The following is a 20,731-nucleotide window of genomic DNA, read 5'->3' as shown; positions in this document are numbered from 1 at the left end:
CAAGGGGGAATCATGAAATACCGCACGCTGGGCCGGACCGGAATCCAGGTCAGCCCGTACTGCCTGGGCACCATGATGTTCGGGGCCATGGGCAACCCCGACCACGACGACTCCATCCGGATCATCCACAGGGCCCTGGACGCGGGGATCAACTTCGTCGACACCGCCGACGTGTACTCCGCCGGCGAATCCGAGGTGATCGTCGGCAAGGCACTCAAGGGCCGCCGCGACGACGTCGTACTGGCCAGCAAGGTGCACTATCCGATGGGCGACGATCCGAACCACCGGGGTAACTCGCGGCGCTGGATCATGACCGCCGTCGAGAACTCCCTGCGCCGCCTGCAGACCGACCACCTCGACCTCTACCAGATCCACCGCCCCGACCCGGCGGTAGACGTGGAGGAGACACTGTCAGCCCTGTCCGACCTGATCCGCAGCGGCAAGGTACGGGCGATCGGTACGTCGACCTTCCCCGCCTCGGAGATCGTCGAGGCACAGTGGGTCGCCGAGCGGCGCGGATTGGAGCGCTTCCGCACCGAGCAGCCGCCGTACTCGATCGTCAACCGGAGCATCGAACGAGAGGTGCTGCCGGTCTGCCAGCGCTACGGGATGGGCACCCTGGTCTGGAGCCCGCTGGGCCAGGGCCTGCTCACCGGTCGCTACCGCAAGGGCCAGCAGACCAACACCCACCGCGCCGGCTACACGCCGCAACATTTCAGCGACGAGCGCAAGCTCGAGGTGGTCGAACAGCTCATCCCGCTCGCCGGGAAGGCCGGCCTGCCGATGACCCACCTGGCGATGGCGTTCGCGATCGCTCACCCGGGCGTCACCTCGGCGATCATCGGGCCACGCACCATGCACCAGCTCGACGACCTGCTGGCCGGCGCCGACGTGACCCTGGACGACGAGATCCTCGACCGGATCGACGAGATCGCTCCGCCCGGTACCGACGCCGGCCCCAACGACGTGTCCTACACCCCGCCGGCCATTTCGCACGTGAACCGGCGCCGCCGGCCGGTCGCCGAGCGCTCCGCGCTCTGACCGACCGCTACGTTCCACCGTCGAAAGGGCGACATTGACGATGTCCTTGGACTCCTACCGCACACTCGACGCCACCGGCCTGCGCGTGAGCCCGCTCTGCCTCGGCGCGATGACCTTCGGCAGTGAGGTCCTCGGCACCGACGGGAGCAGCCGCAGCACCGAGCCGAGTGTGCCTGGGGCAGTGATCGCCCCGTCCGCGGCCAGGTGCACCGCGGTGGCGGCCGCGTGCAGCATCGCTTCCTGACGCGACGGGCTCAGCCGCTCGTACGGCCGCCACGCAGGCCCGCCCCGAATGACAAGTCCGCGGCATCCCAGACCTGGCGCAGGGGGGCGGCCGAGCCGGGGCCGGCCCGGGAGGCGACCACGCTGACCTCGTCCAGCAGCGTCCACCGTGTGCTCCAACTGCTCCCGATGGGCGGCGAGCACCGGTTCCCGCGCGGGCCGGGTGGCCATCAGGTCGCGCAGCAGGATCCCGACCCGGGTGGCCTTGGCCATGCCGGCCAGGCCCTGGGCACGGTTGAGGCGGAAGGCGACTTCCTCCAGCGGCAGCGGCAGCGCGCCCTCGGTGGGAAAGAGCTCAAAGCGGTCCAGGATGCGGGCTTGCCCGGACGACGTGGTGATCGCGAAGGGGCCCGTCATCGCGCCTTACGAGGTAACGATCTCGGCGGGCAACACGTTCTCCACGAACTCAGCTCGATGGTCACTCCAAGTGACCTCTGGCACCGACACCATAGATTCACGGGCACGCCCGCATCTATGTGGGTGAGACCCGAGGAGAACCTTTGCACCCCGACCAGCAGCGAGACTTCACCGAGTTCGTCACCACCCGCGCCGACAGTCTGATCCGGTTCGCCTACCTCCTGACCAGCGATCAGCACGCCGCGGAGGACCTGCTGCAGACGGCACTGGCCAAGACTGCCGGACGCTGGCGGCGAATCCGCGACAATCCGGAGGCGTACGTGCGCCAGGTCATGTACCACGAACAGGTCGGTCGCTGGCGAAGTCCGCGCTGGTCGGGCGAACGGCTGGTCCTGACGCCTCCTGATCGGGCCGCAGATGATCGGACTCACGAGATCGAGACGCGCATCACTCTGGCCCAGGCGCTGCGGCTCCTGCCGACGCGTAAAAGGGCGGTTCTGGTGCTTCGATACTACGAAGATCTCTCGGAGTCCGAGGTGGCCAAGATCATGGGCTGCTCGATAGGGACCGTGCGCAGCCAGACCCACCAAGCCATCGCCCGGCTGCGCGAACTGATCGGCAAGACCGTCACTCTGGAGGCCTGAGATGACTATCGACGAACAGCAGATCTCCGCGGAACTGCGACTGATGGCGGAGGAGGCCAGGCCTGTTGACGCGCTCGCCTACGCCGGACAAGCACGGATCGGCTCCCTGCGGCGTCGGCGCATGTCATGGTCGGTCGCCGGGCTGGCCGCAGTTGCGTCGGTGATCGCCGCGATGACTGTAGTGACCTCCGGGGGCTCCGGTCAGGTCACCGCGGCGGAGGTGGAACGCCTGCCTGACAACACCCCTGAGCAGTTGCAGGTCGTGCGCGAATGCATGCCCAGGGGAGGTCCGGTGCACAACATGGACGGCAACCGGCGCCTCCCCGAACACGGCACGGTCAAGGACTTCCGGTTGCTGGTGGAGTACCGGGACAACGGCGGGTCGACTGCTCTGGTCGGCAGCCTGTCCGGCTTTGTCCTGTGCACGCCGACCACGCAGAAGGATTTCGCTGAGCGAGCGGTCTTCACCTACTGGGGGTTCAAGGCTCCGGGGAACATGACCGGCTTTTCGGGCGCCCTTCATGTGGACGCCTACACCTCGCATATGCACTCGTATGCGGTGGGGCCGGAGCGGGTCCAAAAGGACGACACCTACCGGGTTGTCGTCGGCCGGATCAAGGCGGACGTGCGGCGGGTCGAGATTGACTGGGCGGACGGGCGGCGTACCGATGCGCGCGTGGCCAACGGTTTCTTCATCGCCCGGGTGCCGGGGAGACCGATCCCGGACCCCGCTGGTGGCGAGGACGCGCTTGGCGAGCCTCTCACCATCCTGGATTCGCCACCGGTCACGGTCACCGCCTACGGGTCGCAGGCCCAGATGCTAGGGCAGGAAAAAGACGTGGCGTTCGGCCCATTGGGCCGGGGAAGCGACTGACCTGGCGAGGAGATGAGCCGATGAGGCGGCATTACCCCGACGAGAGTCTCCCGCTGCAGAGGACTGGTAGAAGCGGTATGGGGGAGCGAGGCCGGTGAGCGCCCCCAGATGTGCGAGGCGATGGCGGACGCCAGCGGTGAGGGGTGGGGCTGCGTCGGATCGGCAAGCACGCCGGGGTCTCAATGCTCAAATCCCAGGGGGCATCGCCAGCGGCAAGGCCGACCTCGAGCAAGCCGGCTGATCACCCACCAGACGGGCGGTCGAGCCGGGCAGTGTCGTCGCCGCCACGTATCGGCGGCCGCCCCCGCGTGCCCGCCGGACCAGGGTAAGGCCCGATCCCCGTCAGCACCGTGCCGCCAAGAGAGGCCTCGCGCAGCCGGCACGCTCATGACGAGCGACGACGTGGTCCTCATCGCGAGCGTCACAACAGCAGGAGGCCGCCGGCCAGTGACACGTGGTGGGGTGAGGCATCAGAGCGTCATTGGCTTTCCCCGATCCTCGCCATCAGCGGGGTCAACGACCCGGAGCAGGATCTTCAACAGGTCCTGCGGTGCGTCCCGCATGAGGTTGTGCCCGCTGTCCACCGCGTACGTCCGCCACGACGGGTCTTCACGCAACCGCTGGTAGACGGGGGTGAACGGGGACTGACCGTCCCATCCCGCGGCGTACACGTAGTCCCTGCGGCGTATGTGTGCGAGGTCGCTGGTGAGCTGGAGTGGCTGGAGCAGCGAGGCCAGTGGGTGGGGCGTGGCCCGTGAGTCGAAGAAGGGCAGCGGCCGTACCGCGTATCCGGTCTCCACCACGTCCATGTACCATCGGCGCTCCTGGTCGGAGACGAGGGTCCAGGTGGAGTCGCCGGGCCCCGGCACCATGGCGTCCAGGTACACCAGGGCATCCACCCGTTCGGGGGCGCGGTCGGCGGCACCAGTGATCACCATCCCCCCGTAGCTGTGGCCGACCAGCACCGCATCCTGGATGTTTTCAGCGGCCAGCACACTGGTCACGTCCTGGATGTGCGTGTCGAGGTTCACTCCGCCGTGCAGCAGATGGCTGCGCTCGCTGAGCCCGGTCAGCGTCAGCGGGTAGACGGCATGCCCCTGCGCGCGAAGCTCGCCCGTGAGCTCCTCGAAGCACCAGCCGCCGTGACACATCCCTGGGATGAGCACGAAGTTGCCCATGACCTTTCTTTCTCTCTTTCTCTTGTCGGATTTCGTGTCTGGTGGCTCGCGAGGCGTCGCCCGGGAGAACGCCGCCCGCATGCGCGGTCTGCGTGCCGGGGTCGCCGGTGTCAGGCGCGTCTCAGTTGCGCGCCGGGGCGTGTGCGGCGTCCGGCGATGGTGATCGCGGAGGCCGCGGCGCACAGGATCGCGGTCCACGCCAGGGTGGCCTCGGTCGAGGTGTGGTCGGCGACCATGCCGGCGATCCACGGCCCGGCGGTCTGCCCGGCCGCGAACACCGTGGTGAAGGCCGCCAGCGTGGCGGTCCAGTCGGCGGGCGGGACGTTGCTCTTGATGAGGGCGGTGATGGCGGCGGGAACGCCCATGAACGTCGCCCCGTAGATGATCGCGGAGGCGAGGATGACCGGTGGCGTGGGTGCTGCCAGCGCCAGCGCCGCTCCGCCGGCCAGGACGGCGAGCAGGGTGGCCAGTGCCCGGGGAGCGGGCCACTCGGCGGTGGGGCGGCTCCACAGCGCGGGCGCCGCGATGACGGCAAGGCCCAGCGCCGTCCAGGTGAGCACCACCTGCCCAAGCGGGGCGTGTCGGTCGGCGAGGTAGGCGGACAGGAAAGTGATGTAGGTGATGTACCCGGCGGCGAAGAGCAGGTAGGCCAGGGCGGCCCCCCACAGCGGGAGCACGCGGACCCGGCCGGCCCCGGCGGCAGGCGCGTCCTCGCCCGTGCTCGCCGCGCTCCAACTCGCCACGGTCGCCAGTGCGGCAGCGACGGCCAGGCCGATCCAGGCCAGGCGCCAGTGCTCCCCCAACGCGGGAATGCTCACACCACTGACGACGATGCCCAGCCCAGTGCCGGCGAAGTACACGGTGATGGGCGTGCTGGAGGCCGCGCGGGCGGCGACGCGCGAGGCGATCACGCCGCCGGCGACGAACACCACCGCCCCCGCCGCTCCGGCTGCGGCCCGCGCGGCCAGCAGCGCCAGGTAGGCATCGCTCGCCGCGGTGGCAGCCAGCGACACAGCCGTGAGCGCCATCCCGATGCGGAATGCGGCGGCGGTGCCCCAGCGGCGCACGACCGCGGCGGTCACCAGCGCGCCGAGGAGGTAGCCGAGCCCGTTGGCGGTGCTCATCGCGCCCGCCTCGGCAAGGGTCCAGCGCAGGTCCTCGCGCATGGCCGGCAGGAGCAGGCCGTAGGCGAAGCGCGCGAGCCCGAGCGCCGAGGCGGTGCCGAGCGCCAGCCGGCCCGCCTGCCACGCCGCCCAGGGCTCCGCCTTCAGCGCCGGCTGCGTCATCGGTCCTGTCTCTCGGTGGCGCCATCGCCGCGGGGGGTTGCGTCCCGCGCGTCCGAGACGTTCCGGATTCGCGGTGAGGCGAAAGTGTCTGGCATGACACTCCAAAGATCGAACCGAACGGTACGAACTCGGATGCTAGCAGTAGAACGAACCGACCGGTACGATCTATGGCATACCAGGTCCCAAGGCTCGACGACCGACCTGGGCCCGGCAGCCCACCACCGCCGCGCGCCGGGGCCGAGGCGGCACGACAGGCCGATCGGCCGGGCGAGCATCTGGACCTGCCCATCCGCGCCGTGCGGGCAAGCCGGCAGGAGCACGCGCCCACATGCCGGTCCGGCGAACAAAGGACGCGGTCATGACGCTCGACGAAGCCGACGACGTGCTCGTGCCCGCCGCGGTGTGGCATCCCGGAGCGAACACCCAGGCGCCGAGCACCGCGACGCTCGCGGGCTCGGGCGCGCACGGTGGCGGGGGAGCGGCTGGCGCGTTCGGTCAGGCGGGCGAGCCGCCGCCGCCCGCACCGCTGGTGGACTCGGTCGGGGACATCGCCGGGCTGCGGCCGCGTCGCCGGGCCCGTGACGGTGGCGAGCTGCCCGGCGCTGAGGTCGACCTCATCGACGCGCTGCCGCGTACCGACGACGGGCCGATACCCGGTCAGCGGGCCGGCTGGCCGACCGTGGCTGCGTGGCTGCGTGGCTGCGTGCGGGCAGGAGCGCCGCGACCCGCCGCGCGCGGCTGAGCGACCTGGCCAAGTTCGTGCGCTGGTGGGCCGCCACCGCGCCCGGTGCCGGGCTGTGGCAGGTCACCGGGGACGTGCTGATCGCCTACGCCGAGCAGCTGGGCACCGGCAGCGGGCATGTGGCCGCGTTCTCTCGCGGCGGCGGCCTGCTGGCCGACGCCACCGTCAAACGGCACATCTCCACGCTCGAATCGCTGTACGGGTACGCGATACGCCGCCGCGTGATCGGACACAGTCCCGCCGCATTCGTCCGGTCGACGCCGCGGCGCTGCTGGCCACACTCGGGCTACGCGCAGGGGAGCCGGCAGGGCTCACCGTCGGACGGCTGGAACGCGACGCCGGGCACTGGGGTGATCTGCTTCCGGCTCAAGGGCGGCAAGAACATCGCCGTGCCGCTGGCGGAGCAGGTGATGGCCCTGCTGCGGCCGCTGATGATCGGCTTGCGCCGCCGGCCTGGACGTCGCGAAGCTGACGCCGCACATGCTCCGCGCCACGGCGGCCACGCTGCTGCGGGCTGCCGGCGTCCCGGTCGAAGTCGTTCAGGAATTGCTCGGACACGCCTCCCCGATCACCCCCCAACGCTACGACCGCGGCCAGAGCGCGCTGGACGGCCACGCCCCCTACCAGCTCACCGACCTGCTTACCCAGCAGCCCGCACCTGGCCCCGCCGACTTCACCTCCGGGACCGCTCCTGAGACTTCCACGACGATCGACGCCACCGCCGAGCACGGTTCGTCGTGATCACGGTAATGAACGTTCATTTGACAACGTCGGCCTGTACCGCAATGCTGCGGTACAGCTAATGAATGAACATTCAATACGAGAGAAGGTGGGCCCATGCAGACCACTCGGCATGCGCGGCCGACGGCGTACTGGAGCCCTGCTGACATCGGTGACCTGACCGGCCGCACAGCGCTTATCACGGGCGGCAACAGCGGCATCGGCCTGGAAACCGCCCGGGTCCTCGCCGGTCATGGCGCCCGGGTCATCCTGGCCGGCCGCAGTCAGACCAAGCTCGATGAGGCCGTCGCCGATCTGCGCGCCGACCGGCCCGACGCGCGACTGGACACGCTGGTGCTGGACCTAGGGTCGCTGGCCTCGATCGCCGCGGCGGCCTCCCGGCTGGCGGCTACCGAGACGATCGACCTGTTGTTCAACAACGCCGGTGTGATGAACGTGCCCGACCGCCACACCACCGCGGACGGGTTCGAGCTGACCGTCGGCACCAACCATCTTGGGCACTTCGCACTCACCGCGGGCCTACTGCCCGCGCTGCGTCGTGCGGAGGCCGCGCGGGTTGTCACGGTCAGCGCGATCGCAGCGACGTGGCGCGGCGGGCGGCTGGACGACCTGATGAGCGAGCAGCGCTACGGCGCGATGAGCGCCTACGCCAAGTCCAAGCGCGCCAACGTCGTGTTCACCCAAGAGCTCGCCCGACGGCTGGCGGGCACCACCATCACCGCTGTGGCCGTGCATCCCGGCTCGGCGATGACCAACCTGCAACGGCACAGCCAGGGCCTGATGGCCCGGATCGTGATCGCGTTGACCCGGAACCTCGTCATGGGCTCGCCGGAAGGCGCGGCGTGGCCCTCGCTCTACGCGGCGACCAGCCGCGACGTGGCCAGCGGTGGCTTCTACGGTCCGGCCGGACGCGACCAGACCTCCGGTACCCCGAAATCGGTGGCGCTGCCGCGCGGCGCCGACGATCCCGCCACGGGGGTTCGCCTGTGGACGGAGAGCGAGCGGCTGACCGGCGTCCGGTTCGCGATCTGACCGCCCACCGACCTCGTCCACGAACAGGAGCATTGCACCAACCACGTCCACCCGATCATTCGCAGGGAAGATCGCCCTCGCGACCGGCACGGGCGCCGAGACCGCCGAGGCCATCTGCTTCCTGCTCTCCGACCGCGCTTCCTGCATCACCGGAGCCCACCTCGCCGTCAACGACGGCTTCCTCAGCTGCCCCACACCGAAAGGACAGGGTCCATCATGACCACCTACCCGGCCCTCGACCTCCGCGTCCGGGACATCGACCCCGCCGTTCTCGATGCGCAGCGCACCGTCAACGCCGCGATCGCGCAGATGCCGCACCCGGACGTCCGCACCGCCGACGGGCTCGCTGCGCTGCGCGCGAGCACCGCGAACAATCCCGGCGCCCCGCGACTGACCCCGACCGAGCGCGTCGTCGACGGGCCCGGCGGCCCGATCCGGCTGCGCGTGTTCACCCCGGACCAGCCGCGCGCGGTGCTGTACCGCATCCACGGCGGTGGTTGGGCCGCGGGTGCCCCGGAGGACGACGACACACTCAACGACCGCATCGCACGCGCCACCGGCGTAGTCGTAGCCAGCCCGGACTACCGGCTGGTCCCCGAGATCACCGTCGTCGAGCAGATCCAGGACACCGTGGCCGTGGCCCGCTGGCTCGCACGGCAGGCCTCCGGCGAGTTCGGCACCGGCACGCTGCTGATCGGCGGCATCTCCGCCGGCGCCCACCTCGCCGCCGCCACCTTGCTGGCCCTGCGCGACGCGGGTGATCCGGCGTTCGGCATGTTCGCCGGCGCGCACCTGGACTGCGGCCCCTATGACCTGGGCATGAGCCCCAGTGCGGCCACCGCGACCGAGGACACCCTCGTGCTGACCCGGTCCTGGTTAGACGGTCTGGTCGAACTCGGCCTGCCCGGCCACACCGTCGCGCAGCGGCGCTCCCCGCACCTGTCACCGGCCCTGGCCGACCTCACCGGCTTCCCGCCGACGCTGCTCACGGTCGGTGACCTCGATCCGCTCCGCGACGACTCGATCATCCTGGCCACCCGGCTTCGGCTCGCCGGCCGGGACGCGAGCCTGGACATCTGGCCCGAGGGCGCGCACGCCTTCACCAACATGGCCACCCCCCTCGGCGAGATCGCACTGGACCGCACCACCGCGTGGATCAACGCAATCCTCGACCACATCCCGGAGCAGCCCGGCCTGCTCGCCGGGACAGGGGAAGACCCCGCCCGGACCGTGCACCGCCATTGACGAGGTCGTCAACGGCGGTGACAGCGCAGGAATCCGGGCATACAAGACCTCTCTGCGCGCGCCATCGGCGGGGCCTTCGCAGGCCGCCGCGCGGAATGGCTCGGCATCGGCATCTACACCGTGCACGACGGCAAGATCGCCGAGGCATGGTTCGGCGAGGACATCCTCGGCATGCTGCACCAGCTCGGCGCCATCACCCGCCACAGCCTGCACCGTCCTGCTTTTCTACCTGCCCGGCTCCGGGCGCAGCCCGCTCCCGGATGGCCCGCTCGAGGTCGCGGTGCCGGCCGAACAGATCGCCGACGTCGCCACCAGTGCCGGTCACGACCGGTTCGCGATCGCTGGGCTCCCCTCGCGATCAGGGTGGCGGCGGCCTTCCGGGGGCGGGTGACACATCTGGTGTCGGCGGCGGGTCATGCACGCCCGCGTACCGGCTCGTCGCTGGTTGCGGACACCGGAGAAACAGATCGTGCTCGCCTGCACCATCGACGTCGAGAACGACCTCCCGTCGATCACGGTTCCCACGCTGGTCATCGCCGGGGAGGCGGACGACTTCGTCGACCTCGCCCACTCGGTCGAGCCGGCCGGCCGCATCGCCACAGCGGCACTGCCGCGCCTGCCGGACGGACACGGCGTTCCGCACGTGTACACCACGGCGGTTGTGCAGACGATCACCGAACTGCCAGCATGACGAGCCCGCTCATTTGTCAAATGAACATTCATTAGACGATAGTGGAGTGATGCGGACGCGAGACCCCGAGCGCAAGCGCCGGCAGCTCCTGGAGGGGGCGCTGGCAGAGTTCGCCGAGCACGGCATCGGCGGAGCACGCGTGGACCGCATCGCCACCCGCGCCGGAGTCAGCGCCGGCCTGGTCTACTCCTTCTACGAGGGCAAGGAAGGCCTGTTCGAGGCCGTCTACGACTCCATCGTCGAACAGACCGTGTCCAGGATCCCGCTCGATGCGGACAACCTGCCCGAATACGCCGGGCGGCTTTACGACGCGGGATTGGAGCACCCCGCGGTGATGCGCTTCGTGGCCTGGTACACACTGGAACGCGGTGATGCCGAGCCGAACGTGCGCCCGAGCGTCACCAAGTCAATGGCCGAGAAGGTCACGGCGATCGAGGACGCACAGCGTCGCGGGGTCGTGACCGACCAACGCAGCGCAGCCGAACTGCTCGCCCTGGTCCTGGCCATCGCGAACATGTGGCAGCGCCATGGAGAGGACGTGCGCGGCCTCGTACAGGAGCCCGAACGCCGCCGCGTCATCGTCGACGCCGTCCGACAGTTGGTCACCCCCTCACGATGACGCGCGATCGGTGACAGACCAACGAGGTGCCCGCAGCGGGCGGCCGGGTGACCCTCGCCCGGCCGCGCGTTCGTCACGCCGGGCAGGGCCGCTCCTTCAGCGGCGGGTGCCCGACAGGACGACCAGGGAGCAGGTGACCGGCCCGGGCGCGCGGTCACGCCAGGAGAACAGCGCGGGATCGGCGGTCCCCTCCCAGGTCAGCCATTCGACGCGGACATCGGCGAAGCCGGCTTTCGCCAGGATCTCGGTGTAGGTCTCGGGCAGCCAGTAGTAGTCGTGGATCTCGGTGTCGCCCATCTCGACCGTGATCTGTTCACCTTCGGCGGCGGGCCGCCGCGCCAGGACGGTGGAGCGCGAATGGTCCATGTCCAGGACCGCGAACCGCGCGCCGGGGCGCAGCACTCTGCCGACCTCGTCGGCCAGCGCCTGGATCGCCGCCCGCGACGGCTGCATCAGCAGCACGAACGCGGAGTAGGCCGCGCCCATGGAGGCCGTGTCCAGGAAGTCCAGCCGCCGCCCTTCGGCCTGGTGGTAGGTCACCGCCGGGTCGGCATGCTCGCGCCGGGCGACCTCGAGCATCGCGGGGGAGGCGTCCACCGCCACCACCGGGCTCGCGAAGCGGCGAGCCACCTGCACCGCCACCTCGCCGTGGCCGCAGCCGACGTCCAGCACCGGCCCCCGGCCGCCACCGGATTCCAGCTCCAGCGCCCGGAAGAGGAAGGGATAGCCCAGCAGCCAGGCCAGCTCACGCGCGCGCCATGTGGCGTACGCGGCAGCGACGTCGGGATCGTCAAAGGAACTCGTTACCCCCATTCCCCCAGGTAAGCACGTTCGGGTAGCCGGCAGGCCCGACTTGAGGGCAAAGCCCTTCCTGGATTTCCCGCCGGGCCGCCACCCGGACCCCGCGCCGTGGGTGCGCGGCGGCCATGACGCCGTGCACGGCCCGCCCGATCCGGCCGGCGGCCTGGCCAGGGTCGCGCCGGCCGACATCGAGCAGGCGAGGCCAGGCGGGCTCGTGGCGTTCGCTGTAGGGCTCTGAACGACCAGGTCGGCCCCTTCGGGGCCGACGCTGCCACATGCCGACGTCCGACGACGACGCGCGGGAACATGCCTGCGGGGTTTGATCTGGGCTTCAACGGACGAGAGGCAGGTCCTTACGGGACTGCTCCAGGTCCGATGCCCAGATCCAGAGCCGGTGCTGCGGTGGGACGAGGTGGTAGCCGTAGAGGCCTACTTCGGTCATCGTCCGAAGATCAACGCATACCCGCTGATAAGCCTCCGCGATGGCCTTGGCCGGGTCCTGCAGGTTCTTCACACCCAGCTTGATGCAGGCCCGGTACTCACAAGCCAGCAGGAGATCTTCGCCGAACTCGTGCCACGCTCCCAGCTTGTCAGTCCACGCCTTGTCCGCCTCCGTAAGGAGAACATTGAGGTCGAACGCCCGAATGTCCATGGTCACCCGAGGGGTATCGCCATCGACGACCTTCACGAACTCATGATCGTTGGCTGGACGGCTCGGGCCGACGAAACCGAGGTCCACCATGTCCTGCTCCTGACGTTGTGAGGCGCTCCCGGTCCACCGCGATCGTGTGGGCGAGCGTTCCACGCAGCATCAGCCGCAGGCTGTGGCCTGCGCATGTGCCGCGATGAGGCTGGCCGGACGGCCAGCGGGTATGACGACTGATCCATGACACCACAGTCCGCCTCGCGATACACGCACCCGTCTCTTCGGTTCTCCGGCCCCCTGCTCGTCGAGACTGGAGATCACGGCGAGCCCGCGGCGCACGGCCGACTCTTCTCCCGCCGAAACTTGCGCAACAACCGGCGCAAGGCGAATCGGTGGTGCCGCCGGCCGCACCGGCCGCGGAAGAACGTTGACCTCGGGAAAGCCCACGGTGAGGGCGTAGCGAGCCCCCTGCCGCGAACCTGCAGATCCCACCGTGACGAGCGAAGGAGACGACAGCATGCCCACTGGTGAGGTGCGCAGGCGGCGCTGGCGAATCGCTGCGGCACTGGCCCCGATCCTCCTCGTAGCCTCGTTGACCACCTGCTCACTTCCATCGGCTGGCTCGACCTGACCAAGAAACCCGGTGTACTGGACTGGGCGGGACCGCCGGCGACGATGGGCGGTCTCGCCGTGTACGAAATCGCCGTGTTCACATGGGCCTGCGCCAGCCTGCCCCTGGCCCCACCGACACCATGATCATCGCCGCCAAGACCGCCCTGGCCGGCCTGGTACAGCGGCAGTGGAAGGAAGAGGCGCCGATCCGGGCGCTGGGCGATCCGCAGCCGATCCCGGTCGCCTGGCAACTGACCGGCAAACGCGCGCTGATGGACCATCCCCAACTGATCATCGGTCCCCACCTGGCCTTCTCCGGCACCGCGGCGCGGTGCAGGATCGCCTCGTAGGTGTCGCGGCAGTGTGCAGGCCCAGTGGTATCACCAGGCGTTCGCGGAGCACGTCGTGGAAGGGCTTGTCGTGTCACACCTCCACCAGTCGGCCGAGCACCACGTACCGCTGTTGGAGGAGGAGAAGACGGTGTCAAGCGCGAGGAGCGGGTCCGCCTCGGCGAGGGTGGCGACGAACTTCTCGGTCGCGTCGTTGTTGCGATCGGTGTCGGTGAAGTCCACCAAGGCACCGGCGGTACCGGGCAGGGGCGGCGCGGTGCCGATCAGGCGGCGGGCCGTGGTCCTGCGGCGCGGCGCAGCCGGTTGGCGATCGCCAGGCCCAGCCCTACCTCCTGCGGCAGAGACGCCACGATGAGGTCGCAGCCTCGCTCGTCGAGCTCGCGCAGGAAGGCATACAGCTCGCGCGCGTAGGCGGGCATCGACGCCGGGACCGCCACCACGGCGTGCGCCTTCACCTCGGCGTCGGCCAAGCCGGCAGGAAGCAGGACGCCCACCTGGTGGCCGGACTCCTGCGCGCGTTCCGCTTCGGCGATCACCTGCTCGGGCTCGATCAGGACGACCCGGGCTCGCGGCGCGTAGTGCGAGGGATGCTGGCCGGGCACCCGGACCGTACTCGTGGCGGGGACCGCCAGCGTGCGGCCCAGCGCCGCTTGAAGGTCTTCGCGCGTCACTCCGCCGGGCCGCAGGATGCTCAGCGCCTCGCCCGTGGCATCGACAATGGTGGACTCGACGCCGACCTGGCACGGGCCGCCGTCCAGCACGACATCGACGGCGTCGCCGAGTTCGGCGCGGACGTGGCCGGCCGTGGTGGGGCTGACCGAGCCGAAGCGGTTGGCCGACGGGGCCGCGATGCCGCCGCCGAAGGCCGACAGCAGCGCGAGCGCGACGGGATGGGCGGGCACGCGCACGGCCACCGTCTGCAGGCCGCCGGTCGTCTCCAGCGGCACCCGGCGGCCGCGCCGCAGCACCAGCGTCAGCGGCCCGGGCCAGAAGCGCTCGGCCAGCAGCAGCGCGGCGGCGGGCACGTCCTCGGCCCAGTCGCCCAATTGCTCCGCGTCGGCGAGGTGGACGATCAGCGGGTGGGAGGGCGGGCGCCCCTTGGTCCGGAAGACGCGCGTGACGGCGGCGCCGTCGGCGGCGTTGGCGCCCAGGCCGTAGACGGTCTCGGTCGGAAACGCCACCAGGCCTCCACCGCGCAGCACCCCGGCCGCGTTGTGGATGGCCGCGCTGTCGATGTCACCAGGTCTTGCTGTCACCCTCGAAATCCTCCCACTGTTTCTCTCTGCCGCCCCCTCCCGCGCAGGACGAGGTCGCCCCTACGGCGAGGCAGACGGCCCAGCGGCGGGTATTCACCGTCTTCAGGCGTGTGTTGGGACGGCAGCCCCGCTCAGGCCGTGCGCGGCCACCAGCCGGGCGCTGCCGTCGGCCAGCCGATACGACAGGCCCACCACCGCCAGGCGGCCATCGGCCACCCGCTCCGCCAGGACCCGAGAGCGCTCCAGCAGCAATTCGGCGCTGTGCCGGATGTGCTCATGCAGGATCTGCTCGCCCTGATCGTGTCCGGCGGCGCGGGCCGCCAGCACGCTCGGCATCACCCGCTCGACCACGTCACGCACGAACCCGGCCGGGGTGCTGTCACCGTCGGCGGCGGCACAGGCCGCCGCGATCGCCCCGCACGACTCATGGCCCAGGATCACCACCAGCGGGCAGCCCAGCACGCTCACCCCGAACTCGATGCTGCCCAGCACCTCGGTGCCGGCCACGTGCCCGGCCGTGCGGACCACGAACAGATCACCCAGCCCCCGATCGAAGATGATCTCGGCGGCCAGCCGGGAATCGGAGCACCCGAACAGCACCGCGAACGGGCTCTGCGCCGGCGCGGTCTCGGCGCGGCGGGCGGCGTCCTGGTTGGGATGCTCCGGCGCGCCGGCGACGAACCGCTGGTTGCCCTCCAGCAGCATCGCCAACGCATCATCGGGCGTCAGCGTCAGCATCTCGGTCATGACCGCAGGCTACCGGGACTGCTGAACCGGCTCCGCGCAGACGCCCCGCCAGCACGTTCGCCAACGGCATTAACGCCTCGCAGATCACGCGGCCAGCTCGACATCGGTTTTCGGCCCAGGCCACCTCCTCCGGCGACGGCGTGAAGAACACGTGCAGCACCCGCGCCGACGTCAGCCGCTTTGAACTGCGGATAGGCGGTCCGCTCGATCCACGTCATCCCAAGGCCGTCCCTCGCCTCGATCCCGGCGTCCAGACCCCGGAAACCGTAGCGGCGATCAACCCTGCCGAACGAGCGTGTTCATCAAACCGCAACCATACCTGTTCGGAGGGTCACATCGTCCGGCAAACGAACCCTCTGAGCAGCGCCTCAGCACTCCACCATCCCTTTCTCTCGTACCGGGGTTGATGGCGGCCACGAGGGGTTCCAGCAGTTCGTCGAGGTCGTTGATCTCGGTGGTGAGCTGCTGGTGGCGGCGGGCCAGGGACCGCAGTGCGATCATCGTCGCGGTGGCTGGGTCGTGGGCGTGCGTGAGGTGAGGGCGCAGCGCGGCGCAGGTGGCGATGAGCTTCTTGGCAGGCAGGCCGCGCAGCTGGGTGCGCAGGGCGTCGGGGGCGGTGACGATCAGGGCCTTGATCTGGCGTTGGGCGCCGGCGCGCTGGTCGACGGCCGAGCGGCGGGCGATCCGCAGGCAGCGCAGGGCTTCTACCCGGCCGTCGCGCTGCTTGGGCATGCCGGTCCGCTCGCCGGCCAGTGCGGCCTTGGCCGCTTGGATCGCATCGATCGGATCGGACTTGCCCTGGAAGCGTCGGGTCTTGCGGTGGGGCCGGTCGACCTCGGTCAGGCGCATGCCCTGCCGGCGCGGGTAACGGGCCAACCCGGCACCGTAGGCGCCGGTTCCTTCGATGCCCACGACCGTCACGGTGCCGAATGACCGCATCCAGGTCAGCAGCGTGGTGTAGCCGGTGGTGTCGGCGGCGAACTGCTCGGTGCCCAGCACGCGGCCGACGTGGTCGATCACGGCTGCGGTGTGAGTGTCTTGGTGGTATCGACACCGACGAGGTCGTCGCCGCCGCCCCCGTCCAGGACGGGCACGCCGGGAAGGCCTATTCGCTGAGCGGTCCGCAGGCGCTCAGCCACCGCGAGCAGGCCGCCGCCATCGGCGAGGGACTGGGCAGAAGCCTGCGCTTCGAAGCGCTCACCTACGGCCAGGCACGCGCCTCCTACATCACCGCCGGGATGCCCTACGACATCGCCGAACACCTGCTCGGCTACCAGGCCGAGTACGCCGAGGAGCCGCCCACGGTCCCGCCCGACGTCGAACGCGTCCTCGGCAAGCCCGGCCGCACCCTCGCCCAGTGGGCCACCGACCACCGTGCCGACCTCACCCAGGACTCCTAGCGGCCGGACCGGGACGCCTTGCGTGATCGCTTCCGGCGGTTCCGGCCACGGCGCCCCGCTGCGCAAGCCGGTCACCGTCGGCGACCTGGAAGCAGGTCAGAGCTCCTCATGTCGCCCATCGCGGTGTTGCCGTCGCCGGTGTTCCAGGCGTGCGCCCGCACCGCGCCGCCAGCTCGGACTCGGCACCTACAGCGGGTCGGCCAGGAAGCACCCCAGGTCACGAACGGTCACGAGCTGAAGAGCGAAACGGCACCGGATGTGCCGGCCGCAATGCCCCTCGATCAGGGCCGTGTCCTCGTTGTCCAGGAAGAAGATCTTCTCCATCCCGGCCCGGAAGGGCGGGCCGTCGTAACGGCCCTGCGCTCGGGTCGATGCGATGAGCCGCAAACTACAGAGAGTTATCGTCGGTGAGAGTGCCGCCGTGCCAGACGGAGGAACCCACATCGCCGCCAGCGGCCGGATGCTCATCCGTGGCGTCCAGAGCCAGGCAATCTGCGACTGGCTGTCGGACGCCAACGGACTGCTGACCTCGATCCCGGCGTCGGCTCGGCTACTGTGACGGCGCGGGCGAGAAGGTGTAGCGCTGTTCGAAGCGGCGTAGATCGGCCTCGTGCCGCCATTGCAAGGCGGCCTTGGGGTTGTCGCGCAGGAACGCGGCGCAAGCGGCGCCGGGGCGGTCGGCTCCGAGGTGTTGGCCGGCACAGGCGGCGACGGGACGGTGCTCGCCGGCCTTGCGCCACAGGCTGGCGCCGGGCAGGAAGGCGTGCTCGAGCGAGGTGCGGGCGAGGGTCTTCAGGTCGGCGTAGGTGAGGCGGAAGTCGCGCAGGGCGCGGGCGTATTCGTGGGTCAGGTCGGTGTGCTCGATGCCGGCGTCATCGGTGGACAGGGCGACCGGGACGCGGTGGCGCCGATACAGCGTGAACGGGTGCTCGCCGCCGCATACGCGCAGGATCTGGCAGTTGCTGGTGAGGTTGATCTCCACCATGGTGTGCCGGGCGGCCATGGTGGCCAGGGTGTCTGCGGAGTCGTCCTCGCCGGCGATGTCGACGCCGTGGCCGATGCGGTCGGCGCCGGCGATCAGGACCGCTTGGCGGATGTGTGACTTCAGCGCCGCCGGTCCAGCGAATTTCGGGGTGAGCTCGCCGGCGTGCAGGCTGACCCGTGCGGTGCGGTAGGAACGGCGCAGGTGGGCGATCATCCGCATCTGCCGGGCGTATTCGCTGATGGCTTTGGGGTCGTCTTCGGGCTGGACCAGATTGACGCCGACCACGCGGGGATTGCGTTCGGCCAGGGCGAAGCCGACCAGCAGGTTGGCCAGCACCCGGACCGGGTCACCGATGCGGGCGACCTGGTGGTCGATGCGGATCTCCACGGCGCAGCCGGGATCCGGGCGGGCTGTGCCGCACTTGAGCAGTTCCCGGGTGCGGGCGAGATCGGCGTCGGTTTCGGCGTCCGCGGCCGCGACGATGCGCTCGAACTGCGGGTGGCCGGTGATCTGCCGGGTCATCGCGGGCAGGTCATCGCGCCACGTGACGGTGGCGGCGAGCTTCTTGATCGCCTCGCTCTGGCGGCTGATCAGCGGCTCGAGGTAGGTGGTGTGCTCGGCGGCGGCCTGGGAGGCGATCGCGGCCAGCATCCGGGGCTTGTGCTCGGTGGCGGCGCCGAACTTGGCGAAGGCGGCGAAGAAGTGGTCGTGCCCGGACTCGCCGGAGCGTTCGCTGTGGCCCTTCATCGACCACGCGGCGATGATCCGGTCGGCGAAGGCCTGGTCGGTGCGGGCGTCGGCGGCCGGGCGCGTGCCGGGCCCGCACGGGGGTGCCGCGGCGACCTCGTGCTCGTCGATGCACAGCCCGTCGTCGATCGCCCACTCCAGCAGCCGGCCGGTGGGTACCGCGCCGGACAGATGCGTGTGCAGGTCGGCGCCCTTCGGAAGCTCGGTCAGGAACGCCTCCAGCCGGCCCGGCTCGTCGCGGATCTGCCGCAGATAGCTCTCCACCGCGGCCGCGCCGGGTCCGGAGGCGGTCGTGACAGTGACACTGGCGGTGGCGCTGGCCGGCGGCATGCCCGCGAACGCGTTTCCTGCCAGGACGGCCATGGCGAGCAGGGCGTGCCGATTTCGGCGGGCCGATCGGACGTGTGCGCTCGCGGCTCTGTCGGCGGTCCCCGCCGGTGCTGAGGCGCTCTCCTTCACATGCATGACACGATGAGTAGCAGATCGCACGCGTTGTGTAGTGGAACTTTACTGTTGCCGGCCAGAGGTGCGCGCGGCCGTCGCGGGCGGGCGCCGGTTCGAGGTGAGGTCCCGGTCAGCCGCTGGACCCCGCCGTGGCCGACGCGCTCGACCTCCACCTCGGCGACCGCGCCGGCCGTCCGCTGGTCCTCGACGACCGGGGCAGGCCGCTGCGGCGCCATCACGTCCGGCCCATCCTTGAACCGCATCGCTTTGACCTTCCTGTCGATCGGCGAGCAGTTCCTCGAACGAGGCGTAGCGGGCGAAATCCGCTTGTGCGGTGTTCAGGCGGTTCGGACCGCAATCACGAAGCGGGGGGCGAGCGCGTACTCCCATGCCGTCTGCGGGGTTCGCATGGCCGAGAGCAGCAGGTGCCATTCACCACAGCCCTGCCATGGGTAGCAGTACGCGGCGCCGCCCTTGACAACGCGGGGTCCTGCGCCGCGCCGTGGGGTCCCGTCGGTGGGGAGGCCGTCATGGCTGGGACGGAACACGTCGGTGCAGGGCTCAGGCTGGAAGCCGAACCCGTACAGTCCGAACATGTTCGCGCCGTCGACGCCGAGCGCCTCGGTCGCCTCGAACCATTCGTCGCTGTCGGGGACGCCGGGACCGCGGTAGGTGAGCCGGTGGACGAGACCGCCCCGTGCGAGGTACTCCCACTCGGCCTCGGAGGGGAGCCGTAGCGGTGACCTCTCCAGTTCGTCGGACACCTCGTGCGGTGGTAGCGGCGGGTTCGGCGCCTGCGCGACGACCATCGGGCCCACCTCCACGTGTGTCAGCGGCCTCATCAGGTCCAGCTCATCGAGGAGCGTGTAGTCCCCCTCCCACTCCTCGCGCTGGTCGGCGGCGTGGCGGATCTCGGCCTCCTCCTCAGGTGAGAGGCCGACGTCGACGCCGCCGCCGGGCACGAGGCAGAACCGTATGCCCTGGCGCGACAGCACCGCGATCGGTAAGCCGCCGAACGAGCGCAGTCCGATGAGGGAGAACTCCGGCCCCAAGGCGGTGACGACGGCGTCGGCGATCTGCTCCCGGCGCCGCTCGCCGGCCGCCTCCCACGCCGCCGTCGATCTCAACTCCGGTGCCTCCACGAAGATGGCGCGCTCCCACGCACGTTCGGCGAGGAGGCCCAGGTCCGCGGCGCGGCGTTCCTTCGCGCGTTTGTCCCGCAGATATTGGAGCGCCTCTCGGGCGGCGGGGGTCGGGCGCGGATGGAGCGGACGCGGCGTGCCGCGCGACTCCTCCGCGATGAGCGCCTGCATCCCGTCGCTTCCGGGGGCCTGGTTGATCAACCTCGTACGCGCGGCGGTGACAGCCGGTGTGTCCACCAGGTCCCGGGTGTCCAGCAGCCAGCCGAGCATGTCGGCGGCCATGTTCATGCGGTCCGTCGTCGACAGCACCAGCGCCTCTCGACGCTCCACTGGCAACGCGGCGAGCGCCGCGCGGACCACCGGCAACGGCACGATCGCCTCCACCAGCAGCCGGTCGAAACCCGGATCGAGATCACCGTCGCAGGCCAGGCGGGCCGCCGCGATCGCACCTGCCCGGTCCAGATGCCACCGTCGGGCTCCCGGCGGAACGGGAGCCTCGCCGAGGGCGATCAGGTGTTCACAGACCTCGCGGGCGACCTCGGTGCCTGGTGCCTCGGCGAACATCCAGGCGAGCATCTCCATCGTCGGCCCCGGCATGTTGTATGCGAGGGAGACGGCTCGGAGGAAGATCCGCAGGATCTCGGTCGGGGTGAAGCCCTCCGCAGTGAGGTCGTCCCGGATTCTCATCCACCGCGCGGTGCTCTCCAGCGTCGCCGGCGCCGGATCGTACTCGATGAGCGCGGCGCCTTCCAGCTCGTCCTCGGAGGGTGTGCCACTGTGCACGGCGAGAATCACCGGTAGCGCACGCTCGTCGAACGACGAGTCCTCGAACACGCACGACAGCATGACTCCACTCCCAACGAAGCGCT

General features: G+C 70.4%; 23 protein-coding genes and 2 pseudogenes. 13 read left to right on the top strand and 12 right to left on the bottom strand.

Going from position 1 to position 20,731, the window contains the following annotated elements; genetic code table 11:
- The first annotated feature begins 12 nt into the window (after positions 1-12).
- Positions 13-1,041 (top strand): aldo/keto reductase, encoded by a 1,029-nt coding sequence (locus tag ACBJ32_RS48005; RefSeq protein WP_375132583.1) that lies wholly within the window; start codon positions 13-15, stop codon positions 1,039-1,041.
- Positions 1,042-1,095: 54 nt separating this feature from the next.
- Here the strand turns inward: ACBJ32_RS48005 and ACBJ32_RS48000 are convergent, their stop codons facing one another.
- Entirely contained in the window at positions 1,096-1,680 is a 585-nt protein-coding gene (locus ACBJ32_RS48000; RefSeq protein WP_375132582.1) for a hypothetical protein, read from the bottom strand.
- A gap of 143 nt (positions 1,681-1,823) precedes the next feature.
- On the opposite strand from ACBJ32_RS48000, the gene ACBJ32_RS47995 reads away from it, so the two are divergent.
- The gene (locus ACBJ32_RS47995) at positions 1,824-2,324 is read left to right on the top strand and encodes a SigE family RNA polymerase sigma factor (protein ID WP_375132581.1); all 501 of its coding nucleotides are present in this window, start codon (positions 1,824-1,826) and stop codon (positions 2,322-2,324) included.
- A gap of 1 nt (position 2,325) precedes the next feature.
- Positions 2,326-3,198, top strand: a complete 873-nt coding sequence (locus ACBJ32_RS47990; protein WP_375132580.1) for a hypothetical protein — start codon at positions 2,326-2,328, stop codon at positions 3,196-3,198.
- A gap of 470 nt (positions 3,199-3,668) precedes the next feature.
- Here the strand turns inward: ACBJ32_RS47990 and ACBJ32_RS47985 are convergent, their stop codons facing one another.
- Positions 3,669-4,376 (bottom strand): alpha/beta fold hydrolase, encoded by a 708-nt coding sequence (locus ACBJ32_RS47985; protein WP_375132579.1) that lies wholly within the window; start codon positions 4,374-4,376, stop codon positions 3,669-3,671.
- Between the two features lie 110 nt (positions 4,377-4,486).
- Positions 4,487-5,662 carry a YbfB/YjiJ family MFS transporter gene (locus tag ACBJ32_RS47980; protein ID WP_375132578.1) on the bottom strand — a complete coding sequence of 392 codons (1,176 nt, stop codon included), beginning with the start codon at positions 5,660-5,662 and terminating at the stop codon, positions 4,487-4,489.
- A 358-nt stretch (positions 5,663-6,020) separates the two neighbouring features.
- Here ACBJ32_RS47980 and ACBJ32_RS47975 point away from each other — a divergent pair, with 358 nt between their 5' ends.
- The 7 genes and pseudogenes from ACBJ32_RS47975 (at position 6,021) to ACBJ32_RS47945 (ending at position 10,732) form a co-directional block, all read left to right on the top strand.
- Complete coding sequence (locus ACBJ32_RS47975) at positions 6,021-6,404, top strand: hypothetical protein (protein WP_375132577.1); 384 nt, start codon at positions 6,021-6,023, stop codon at positions 6,402-6,404.
- Positions 6,350-6,562 (top strand): annotated as a pseudogene (locus ACBJ32_RS47970) (hypothetical protein); the annotation flags it as partial. The gene ACBJ32_RS47975 and the pseudogene ACBJ32_RS47970, both read left to right, overlap by 55 nt.
- A gap of 295 nt (positions 6,563-6,857) precedes the next feature.
- Positions 6,858-7,145 carry a tyrosine-type recombinase/integrase gene (locus tag ACBJ32_RS47965; protein ID WP_375132768.1) on the top strand — a complete coding sequence of 96 codons (288 nt, stop codon included), beginning with the start codon at positions 6,858-6,860 and terminating at the stop codon, positions 7,143-7,145.
- A gap of 96 nt (positions 7,146-7,241) precedes the next feature.
- A complete protein-coding gene (locus tag ACBJ32_RS47960; RefSeq protein WP_375132576.1) occupies positions 7,242-8,177 on the top strand; it encodes an oxidoreductase in 936 nt (311 codons plus the stop codon).
- A 216-nt stretch (positions 8,178-8,393) separates the two neighbouring features.
- Positions 8,394-9,422 carry an alpha/beta hydrolase gene (locus tag ACBJ32_RS47955; RefSeq protein WP_375132575.1) on the top strand — a complete coding sequence of 343 codons (1,029 nt, stop codon included), beginning with the start codon at positions 8,394-8,396 and terminating at the stop codon, positions 9,420-9,422.
- Between the two features lie 445 nt (positions 9,423-9,867).
- Positions 9,868-10,113, top strand: coding sequence for an alpha/beta fold hydrolase (locus ACBJ32_RS47950; RefSeq protein WP_375132574.1), 246 nt, complete (start codon positions 9,868-9,870; stop codon positions 10,111-10,113).
- A 49-nt stretch (positions 10,114-10,162) separates the two neighbouring features.
- Positions 10,163-10,732 carry a TetR family transcriptional regulator gene (locus tag ACBJ32_RS47945; protein ID WP_375132573.1) on the top strand — a complete coding sequence of 190 codons (570 nt, stop codon included), beginning with the start codon at positions 10,163-10,165 and terminating at the stop codon, positions 10,730-10,732.
- A 96-nt stretch (positions 10,733-10,828) separates the two neighbouring features.
- Here the strand turns inward: ACBJ32_RS47945 and ACBJ32_RS47940 are convergent, their stop codons facing one another.
- Complete coding sequence (locus ACBJ32_RS47940) at positions 10,829-11,545, bottom strand: class I SAM-dependent methyltransferase (RefSeq protein ID WP_375132572.1); 717 nt, start codon at positions 11,543-11,545, stop codon at positions 10,829-10,831.
- A 40-nt stretch (positions 11,546-11,585) separates the two neighbouring features.
- Between ACBJ32_RS47940 and ACBJ32_RS47935 the strand changes: the two genes are divergently transcribed.
- Positions 11,586-11,771 carry a hypothetical protein gene (locus ACBJ32_RS47935; protein ID WP_375132571.1) on the top strand — a complete coding sequence of 62 codons (186 nt, stop codon included), beginning with the start codon at positions 11,586-11,588 and terminating at the stop codon, positions 11,769-11,771.
- 93 nt (positions 11,772-11,864) lie between these two features.
- Here ACBJ32_RS47935 and ACBJ32_RS47930 read toward each other — a convergent pair whose 3' ends face one another.
- Positions 11,865-12,275 (bottom strand): hypothetical protein, encoded by a 411-nt coding sequence (locus ACBJ32_RS47930; protein ID WP_375132570.1) that lies wholly within the window; start codon positions 12,273-12,275, stop codon positions 11,865-11,867.
- A gap of 617 nt (positions 12,276-12,892) precedes the next feature.
- Between ACBJ32_RS47930 and ACBJ32_RS47925 the strand changes: the two genes are divergently transcribed.
- Positions 12,893-13,141 carry a hypothetical protein gene (locus ACBJ32_RS47925; RefSeq protein ID WP_375132569.1) on the top strand — a complete coding sequence of 83 codons (249 nt, stop codon included), beginning with the start codon at positions 12,893-12,895 and terminating at the stop codon, positions 13,139-13,141.
- A gap of 30 nt (positions 13,142-13,171) precedes the next feature.
- On the opposite strand, the gene ACBJ32_RS47920 is transcribed toward ACBJ32_RS47925, so the two are convergent.
- The 4 genes and pseudogenes from ACBJ32_RS47920 to ACBJ32_RS47905 form a co-directional block, all read right to left on the bottom strand.
- Entirely contained in the window at positions 13,172-13,366 is a 195-nt protein-coding gene (locus tag ACBJ32_RS47920; protein ID WP_375132568.1) for a hypothetical protein, read from the bottom strand.
- A gap of 38 nt (positions 13,367-13,404) precedes the next feature.
- Complete coding sequence (locus ACBJ32_RS47915; RefSeq protein WP_375132567.1) at positions 13,405-14,397, bottom strand: L-threonylcarbamoyladenylate synthase; 993 nt, start codon at positions 14,395-14,397, stop codon at positions 13,405-13,407.
- Positions 14,398-14,499: 102 nt separating this feature from the next.
- Positions 14,500-15,144, bottom strand: coding sequence for a carbonic anhydrase (locus ACBJ32_RS47910; RefSeq protein WP_375132566.1), 645 nt, complete (start codon positions 15,142-15,144; stop codon positions 14,500-14,502).
- A 276-nt stretch (positions 15,145-15,420) separates the two neighbouring features.
- Positions 15,421-16,176: pseudogene (locus ACBJ32_RS47905) on the bottom strand (transposase); the annotation flags it as partial.
- 206 nt (positions 16,177-16,382) lie between these two features.
- Between ACBJ32_RS47905 and ACBJ32_RS47900 the strand changes: the two are divergent.
- Positions 16,383-16,544 (top strand): hypothetical protein, encoded by a 162-nt coding sequence (locus tag ACBJ32_RS47900; RefSeq protein WP_375132565.1) that lies wholly within the window; start codon positions 16,383-16,385, stop codon positions 16,542-16,544.
- Positions 16,545-16,730: 186 nt separating this feature from the next.
- Here the strand turns inward: ACBJ32_RS47900 and ACBJ32_RS47895 are convergent, their stop codons facing one another.
- The 3 genes from ACBJ32_RS47895 to ACBJ32_RS47885 form a co-directional block, all read right to left on the bottom strand.
- Entirely contained in the window at positions 16,731-16,931 is a 201-nt protein-coding gene (locus ACBJ32_RS47895) for a DUF4158 domain-containing protein (protein ID WP_375132564.1), read from the bottom strand.
- 163 nt (positions 16,932-17,094) lie between these two features.
- Positions 17,095-18,639, bottom strand: a complete 1,545-nt coding sequence (locus ACBJ32_RS47890) for a hypothetical protein (protein ID WP_375132563.1) — start codon at positions 18,637-18,639, stop codon at positions 17,095-17,097.
- 419 nt (positions 18,640-19,058) lie between these two features.
- Positions 19,059-20,696 (bottom strand): hypothetical protein, encoded by a 1,638-nt coding sequence (locus ACBJ32_RS47885; RefSeq protein ID WP_375132562.1) that lies wholly within the window; start codon positions 20,694-20,696, stop codon positions 19,059-19,061.
- Between the last annotated feature and the right edge of the window lie 35 nt (positions 20,697-20,731).

This window comes from Nonomuraea sp. GTA35 (assembly GCF_041950525.1).
Taxonomy (GTDB): domain Bacteria; phylum Actinomycetota; class Actinomycetes; order Streptosporangiales; family Streptosporangiaceae; genus Nonomuraea.
This window is presented reverse-complemented; position numbering and strand designations above follow the sequence as displayed.

Excerpts from the sequence above, each read along its gene's own strand:
- ACBJ32_RS47925 (WP_375132569.1), top strand. The coding sequence starts at position 12,893 with ATGGGCCTGCGCCAGCCTGCCCCTGGCCCCACCGACACCATGATCATC.
- ACBJ32_RS47900 (WP_375132565.1), top strand. The coding sequence starts at position 16,383 with ATGCCCTACGACATCGCCGAACACCTGCTCGGCTACCAGGCCGAGTAC.
- ACBJ32_RS47975 (WP_375132577.1), top strand. The coding sequence starts at position 6,021 with ATGACGCTCGACGAAGCCGACGACGTGCTCGTGCCCGCCGCGGTGTGG.
- ACBJ32_RS47890 (WP_375132563.1), bottom strand. The coding sequence starts at position 18,639 with ATGGCCGTCCTGGCAGGAAACGCGTTCGCGGGCATGCCGCCGGCCAGC.
- ACBJ32_RS47955 (WP_375132575.1), top strand. The coding sequence starts at position 8,394 with ATGACCACCTACCCGGCCCTCGACCTCCGCGTCCGGGACATCGACCCC.
- ACBJ32_RS47945 (WP_375132573.1), top strand. The coding sequence starts at position 10,163 with ATGCGGACGCGAGACCCCGAGCGCAAGCGCCGGCAGCTCCTGGAGGGG.
- ACBJ32_RS47990 (WP_375132580.1), top strand. The coding sequence starts at position 2,326 with ATGACTATCGACGAACAGCAGATCTCCGCGGAACTGCGACTGATGGCG.
- ACBJ32_RS48005 (WP_375132583.1), top strand. The coding sequence starts at position 13 with ATGAAATACCGCACGCTGGGCCGGACCGGAATCCAGGTCAGCCCGTAC.
- ACBJ32_RS47960 (WP_375132576.1), top strand. The coding sequence starts at position 7,242 with ATGCAGACCACTCGGCATGCGCGGCCGACGGCGTACTGGAGCCCTGCT.
- ACBJ32_RS47985 (WP_375132579.1), bottom strand. The coding sequence starts at position 4,376 with ATGGGCAACTTCGTGCTCATCCCAGGGATGTGTCACGGCGGCTGGTGC.
- ACBJ32_RS47910 (WP_375132566.1), bottom strand. The coding sequence starts at position 15,144 with ATGACCGAGATGCTGACGCTGACGCCCGATGATGCGTTGGCGATGCTG.
- ACBJ32_RS47930 (WP_375132570.1), bottom strand. The coding sequence starts at position 12,275 with ATGGTGGACCTCGGTTTCGTCGGCCCGAGCCGTCCAGCCAACGATCAT.
- ACBJ32_RS47940 (WP_375132572.1), bottom strand. The coding sequence starts at position 11,545 with ATGGGGGTAACGAGTTCCTTTGACGATCCCGACGTCGCTGCCGCGTAC.
- ACBJ32_RS48000 (WP_375132582.1), bottom strand. The coding sequence starts at position 1,680 with ATGACGGGCCCCTTCGCGATCACCACGTCGTCCGGGCAAGCCCGCATC.
- ACBJ32_RS47980 (WP_375132578.1), bottom strand. The coding sequence starts at position 5,662 with ATGACGCAGCCGGCGCTGAAGGCGGAGCCCTGGGCGGCGTGGCAGGCG.